At 40.8% G+C, this 4864-nt stretch carries 7 protein-coding genes and 1 pseudogene; 7 read left to right on the forward strand and 1 reads right to left on the reverse strand.

Annotated elements, in window-relative coordinates:
* The 4 genes and pseudogenes from IM479_RS02090 to IM479_RS02105 all read left to right on the forward strand — a co-directional run.
* Positions 1 to 187, forward strand: a pseudogene (locus IM479_RS02090) (IS110 family transposase); the annotation flags it as partial.
* 293 nt (positions 188 to 480) lie between these two features.
* The gene (locus IM479_RS02095) at positions 481 to 744 is read left to right on the forward strand and encodes a HypC/HybG/HupF family hydrogenase formation chaperone (RefSeq protein ID WP_286826152.1); all 264 of its coding nucleotides are present in this window, start codon (positions 481 to 483) and stop codon (positions 742 to 744) included.
* Positions 745 to 892: 148 nt separating this feature from the next.
* A complete protein-coding gene (hypD, locus tag IM479_RS02100; RefSeq protein WP_287685739.1) occupies positions 893 to 2005 on the forward strand; it encodes a hydrogenase formation protein HypD in 1113 nt (370 codons plus the stop codon).
* An 87-nt stretch (positions 2006 to 2092) separates the two neighbouring features.
* The gene (locus IM479_RS02105; RefSeq protein WP_287685741.1) at positions 2093 to 2446 is read left to right on the forward strand and encodes a hypothetical protein; all 354 of its coding nucleotides are present in this window, start codon (positions 2093 to 2095) and stop codon (positions 2444 to 2446) included.
* Here IM479_RS02105 and IM479_RS02110 read toward each other — a convergent pair.
* Positions 2443 to 2940 carry an HNH endonuclease gene (locus tag IM479_RS02110; RefSeq protein ID WP_004163691.1) on the reverse strand — a complete coding sequence of 166 codons (498 nt, stop codon included), beginning with the start codon at positions 2938 to 2940 and terminating at the stop codon, positions 2443 to 2445. The two genes, IM479_RS02105 and IM479_RS02110, sit on opposite strands and share 4 nt — an antisense overlap.
* A gap of 236 nt (positions 2941 to 3176) precedes the next feature.
* On the opposite strand from IM479_RS02110, the gene IM479_RS02115 reads away from it, so the two are divergent.
* From IM479_RS02115 to IM479_RS02125, 3 genes are all read left to right on the forward strand, one after another.
* A complete protein-coding gene (locus tag IM479_RS02115; protein ID WP_002759298.1) occupies positions 3177 to 3371 on the forward strand; it encodes an NAD(P)H dehydrogenase subunit NdhS in 195 nt (64 codons plus the stop codon).
* Positions 3372 to 3373: 2 nt separating this feature from the next.
* Positions 3374 to 4048, forward strand: coding sequence for an HAS-barrel domain-containing protein (locus IM479_RS02120; protein WP_286823942.1), 675 nt, complete (start codon positions 3374 to 3376; stop codon positions 4046 to 4048).
* Between the two features lie 360 nt (positions 4049 to 4408).
* A complete protein-coding gene (locus IM479_RS02125; RefSeq protein WP_185238965.1) occupies positions 4409 to 4624 on the forward strand; it encodes a hypothetical protein in 216 nt (71 codons plus the stop codon).
* Positions 4625 to 4864 lie beyond the last annotated feature (240 nt).

Genomic DNA, 4864 nt, shown 5'->3' on the forward strand with positions numbered 1-4864 from the left:
CAAGCTTAAGCATTCTTGGCTTAATCCCCGGATTCATATCTATTACGACCACGAAAATGGTCAAAGAATCGAAAAAAGGAAAGAATTACCCAGCTTTAAGGCACTGGGTAAGGATGGTCTGTGTCGCTTGCTGTTTTACGAAACTAGACTTTTGTATCAGCTTTTAACGGACAATTTGGTAAAGTGATGTAGTCCCTAATACAAAAGTTTTACCCTTACTGGGATAGTGTCCACGGTCCGGGACAGGGGAAATCTTAAAAAAGATACGGGAAAAAAAGCTGTTCTTGAGGGCAATAGTCCAGAATGGCAGGTAAGACCGAGTAAAAAGGGGAAAGGAAAAAGTAAAAAGGATAACCTTTGACTGTATAGCGTTTCTTAGAGGGATGAAGTATGACCTGCTTCTCAGTTGATATTACTGCAATCTCTACCCAAAAAATCAGCCCATAATTAACAAAAACTAGATTTTTCAAGGTCAAAACTATGTGTTTAGGCATACCGGGACAAATTACAGCAATTATTGATGAAAACCATAATCTCGCTCTCGTCGATGTGGGGGGTGTAAAAAGAGAAGTAAATATCGCTTGCATTGTTGATGAAGACCATCCCGCTAATACTTGTCTAGGGGATTGGGTATTAGTTCATGTGGGTTTTGCCATGAATCGAATTGATGAAAATGAGGCGCAAGAAACCTTGAATTTATTAACACAATTATTGGAATTAGAGGAAGAATTTAATCATAATTAATGTTCTTAATTAGTTAGCCACCAATTAATTCTGTTGTCTATCTTAAGAAATGTAAATTACGGCAATTATTACTGACGACCGACGACCGACGACCGGCTCCACAATTAACTTTACTTTTGTCCAACCACTTATAGAGAGAAAGCTTGTTATGAAATACGTTGATGAATTTCGTGATCCGGTTAAAGCGGCAGGATTAATTCAACAAATTGAACAATTATCGATAAGAATCTCTGAAAAGCGGGAAAAAGTTACTAAAATTATGGAGGTTTGTGGTGGTCATACCCACTCAATTTTTAAATACGGTATCGAGGCAATACTTCCCGAAACTATCGAATTAATTCATGGTCCTGGATGTCCCGTTTGTGTGATGCCGCGAGGTCGTTTAGATGATGCCATTTTTCTCGCACAACAACCGAACGTAATTCTGACAACTTTTGGCGATACTATGCGTGTCCCCGGTTCCCATTTGAGTCTGCTGCAAGCACGAGCAAAAGGTGATGATATTCGCCTGGTTTATTCTCCTCGCGATGCCTTAAAAATTGCCAGAGAAAATCTCGATAAAGAAGTAATATTTCTAGCATTAGGTTTTGAAACAACCGTTCCTAGCACAGCTTTAACTGTTTTAGAAGCGCAAAGAGATGGTATCACTAATTTTAGTTTATTTTCTAATCATGTGGTGATTATTCCCGCTCTGAAAGCTTTGTTAGATAACCCAGATTTACAGTTAGACGGTTTTGTTGGTCCCGGTCATGTTAGCATGGTAATTGGCACAGAACCCTATCAAGTTATTGCCCAAGAATATCATAAACCTGTGGTAGTTTCTGGGTTTGAACCTTTGGATATTCTGCAATCAATTTGGATGGTATTAAAACAATTAGATGAGCAGAGATGTGAGATCGAAAATCAGTACGATCGAGTGGTACAAAATCAAGGAAATAGAGTCGCTTTATCGGCAATCGACCAAGTTTTTGAACTGCGAGATCAGTTTGAATGGCGAGGTTTAGGAGAAATTGCTCAAGGAGGGTTAAAAATGCGAGATGAGTACAGTAATTTTGATGCGGAGAAGAAATTTACTTTACCCAATCAGCGCGTTAAAGATCACAAAGCTTGTCAGTGTGGCGAAATTCTTAAAGGTGTTTTAAAACCCTGGGAATGTAAAGTATTTGGTACTGCTTGTACTCCCGAACATCCCATCGGCACTTGTATGGTTTCTAGTGAAGGTGCTTGTGCCGCTTATTATAAGTATGGTAGAAATCAGTAAATTTTTTTACTGATTAGGTTCCTTTCCGGTGAGGAAACGCTAGAATTCTCACCAGAAAAAATTAACAATCTCTCGGTGATAAAAAAGATGAAAATCAAAAATAATCTGGGTTTATTTGGCTTAACTATCTCTCTGCTGCTAATTATCGCTTCGGAAATTGTTCTTGCTTCCCAAGAACAAACCCTAGAACTGCAACCAAGTCAACCCCCCAGCGCCGATTTTTTCAAACCCGTAACCAATCTAATTAAAGATTTAAACAATCAGGGAGTAACTATCACCGATCCCAATGATCCCATGGCGGTGCGCTACCGAGTCAATTCCCCCTGTCGCGGTTGTTCAGTTTATCTAGGCACGGGAGTTGCCAATCCTCGCACCCAGACTAATAATAATGGCATGGGAATCAATTTTGGTCTTGGTTTCACCATGCCCTTTTCACCCTAAATGCCGATGACATATTTACGCCATTCCTGATTGTGATTCTCCCTGGTGTGCTTTAATAGCTCAAAGTGGAGACTGCTGTAGGGACGACGGGGTTGGGCGCGCAGGGACATATTGGCCTCTTTTGGTGTACGATTGCCCTTATGCACATTACAACGCACACAAGCCGCCACTAAATTCTCCCAGGTATCACCCCCTCCGCGAGAACGGGGAATCACATGATCGATGGTTAATTGTTCACCTCGGTAGAGACAGTATTGACAGGTGTGATGATCTCGTTCGAGAATATTACGACGGGTTAAAGGAATTTCCTTGTAGGGAACACGGACGTATTGCCTAAGACGGATAACAGAAGGCAAGGGTAAGTCACGACAAACCACTTTTCCGTTATGTTCTAGGGATTCAGCTTTTCCTTTCAACAATAAAACGATCGCGCGCCGCCAACTGGTAATATTTAGCGGTTCGTAGGAGGCATTCAACACGAGAACCTTGCTCATAGGTGTCTGGAGATCGCTTGAATTTACCCCGAATGGTAGCACAGATCACTGAGATTGGAACCTATTATTCAGTTTTGGAGAACTGGGGAGCTTTTTTCAGTTATCGGTAAACAGCCTTTCGTCCGGGGATGATGCCAAATCCCCTCATACCTCTTATTACCAGGCGACGACCGACGAGCGATAACTAATTTTTGATAAGCTAAAAGACAGTTAATTATAATTTCGTCGTCAATCCTATGATTTTGCCAGGTAGTACCGTTCGAGTCACCAATCCCGATGATACCTACTATAAATTTGAAGGTTTAGCCCAGCGTTTAAGCGATGGGAAAGTGGCCGTTCTTTTTGAGGGGGGTAACTGGGATAAGTTAGTTACCTTTAATCTCTCGGAATTAGAAGAAGTAATTATTGCCCCCGCTAAAGGCAAAAAATAACCATGCGTCCACCCTTACCGCAATTGGCCACGGATAACCGCCATCCCGATCATATCGCCGAAGTTATCGAGACGACGACGACCGAGTTTTTGGCGCAATGTTTGGAACCAGAGGAGTTAAACTTTCCTTTTATGCCTGCTTTTGGTAGTTGGGTAAAAGCCTACGATGAAGAAACGGGTAATAAAATTTTTGGGATTGTCACCTTTGCCACCACTGCCCCCATCGATTCGGTACATCGCGCTAGAGCTTTGGGGTTGTCTTTGGCTGAATTGCGGGAACAACAGCCGCAGATTTTCGCTATGTTAAAAACGGAATTTCGGGCAACTATTGTCGGTTTTGAAACCCTGCCAGGACAATTTAATGGCAATGGTTCCGGGCGAGGTTATATCTATCAATATATTCCTCCCCGACCCCCACAAATTCATCAGGCGGTTTATCAATGTGAGTCGCTGGAAGTGGTTTATTTTAGTGAACAATTAGACTTTTTAAGAATTTTATTACAGGTCAAAAATACTCCCGTGGAAGCTTTGGCAGCTGCTTCTATCCGTCAGATGTATCAATTGCGTCAAGCCGATCGACAATGGTTAGTGAATGTGGGCAGACAGTTAAGTGTTTTACTTAAAGATGATTATGATCGCTTGCGTTATATTCTCAGTCAAATTCATATTCACGCTTAGATGATTCGGCGTTGCTGATTTTAATTAGGGTCTGCTGAATAAATCTAAAAACCTTGTTGGGTAAGACTTTTAGACTTTTTGTCAATCAAAAAGTCCCCGGCATGGGAGTGATCAGGGGGAAAATTGAGGTACTTTTTCCCTGAAAATTAGGTAGTTGACCACCTGAAAATCGGTAAAACCCTACACCCCACACCCCACACCCTACCACCACCGAAAAACTTTTTGCCGCAAACCCTAGTTAGTTCTAAATAGTTGACTAGACAAAAAATGTCGATATAATGAATGTTTATACGGTAACTCTCGCTATTTTCATCCTTGATTGTAAATTCTAGATAGTTTAATTGATCGCCCCTTAATAAAATGGCAATACAAACAACCTTTGCAGAGATTCTAGAAGCAGCCGAGCAACTTCCCCTTGAAGATCAAGAAAATCTCATTCATATTTTACAGAATCGTCTTCGAGATCAAAAAAGAACCGAGTTGGTTAGAGATGTTCAAGAAGCTCAACAAGAATTTGCACAAGGTCAATGTCAACCCATGACACCTGAACAAATCATGGAGGAAATTCTTTCGTGAATTTTGTTTTATTACGCTCCAATATATTTATTAGAAATGCTCGAAAAATTGTCAAAAAACAGCCTTTTTTAGCTCAAAATATCCGAGAAACTTTAGATTTATAGCAGAGAGCGAGTTGGTTAGGACAAATGCCTTAAGGCTTTACTCACCGCATCCACGAGGTTTTCACTATCATTGATAATCTGACTAACATAGTTTTTCAATCTAGCCCAGAACTTTTCAATTTTGTTTAAATCTGGA

The sequence above is a fragment of the Microcystis sp. M165S2 genome (assembly GCF_020245885.1).
In the GTDB taxonomy this organism is placed as follows: Bacteria; Cyanobacteriota; Cyanobacteriia; order Cyanobacteriales; family Microcystaceae; genus Microcystis.